Source organism: Pollutibacter soli (assembly GCA_029269725.1).
Taxonomy (GTDB): domain Bacteria; phylum Bacteroidota; class Bacteroidia; order Chitinophagales; family Chitinophagaceae; genus Pollutibacter; species Pollutibacter soli.
This window is the reverse complement of the sequence record JARJHS010000027.1, coordinates 1-571: the sequence shown is the minus strand read 5'-3', so window position 1 is coordinate 571 and position 571 is coordinate 1. Positions and strand designations below refer to the sequence as shown.

The window sequence follows — 571 nt, the reverse complement described above, 5'->3', positions numbered from 1 at the left end:
GTTGTGAACCTGAAATCACTTTTAAGTGATGCAATAAATCTCAGGCTGCGATCTGATGTCACCGTGGGCTCATGTTTATCTGGCGGTTTAGATTCATCGAGCATTGTTTGCCTGGCGGCAGAACTGCTACAGGCAAAATCTGAATTTGCCGGACAGGAAACGGTGACAGCATGTTATACTGACAAGCGATATGACGAATGGGATTTTGCCGAAGAAGTGATCCGCAAAACAAAAGCCAATCCGCACCAGATATTCCCGACGTTCGATGACCTGCAAACGGAACTGGATAAATTCTTATGGCACCAGGATGATCCTACCGGAAGTACATCGCAATTCAGTCAATGGTCGGTGTTTAAAAAGACACACGAAGTTGGTCTTAAAGTGATGATTGACGGCCAGGGTGCAGACGAACAGCTAGCTGGTTATGGTGGCAACGACCTGCCTTTTTATGCAGGCCTTATGCGTGGCATGAAGTTGCGCTCGTTGGTAGATGAGATGCGTTCATACAAAAAAGAAAAAGGAGCTATACCCGTAGGATTTCTTTTAGGTGCAGCGCAGCTTACCTTGGGTA

The 571-nt window shown here is 46.4% G+C and carries 1 protein-coding gene; it reads left to right on the top strand.

Annotation, left to right across the window (positions count from 1 at the left end; all coding sequences use genetic code 11):
• Positions 1–3: 3 nt before the first annotated feature.
• Positions 4–571 (top strand): asparagine synthase C-terminal domain-containing protein (locus tag P2W82_RS24695; RefSeq protein WP_336518631.1); only part of this gene is annotated, 568 nt, incomplete at its 3' end.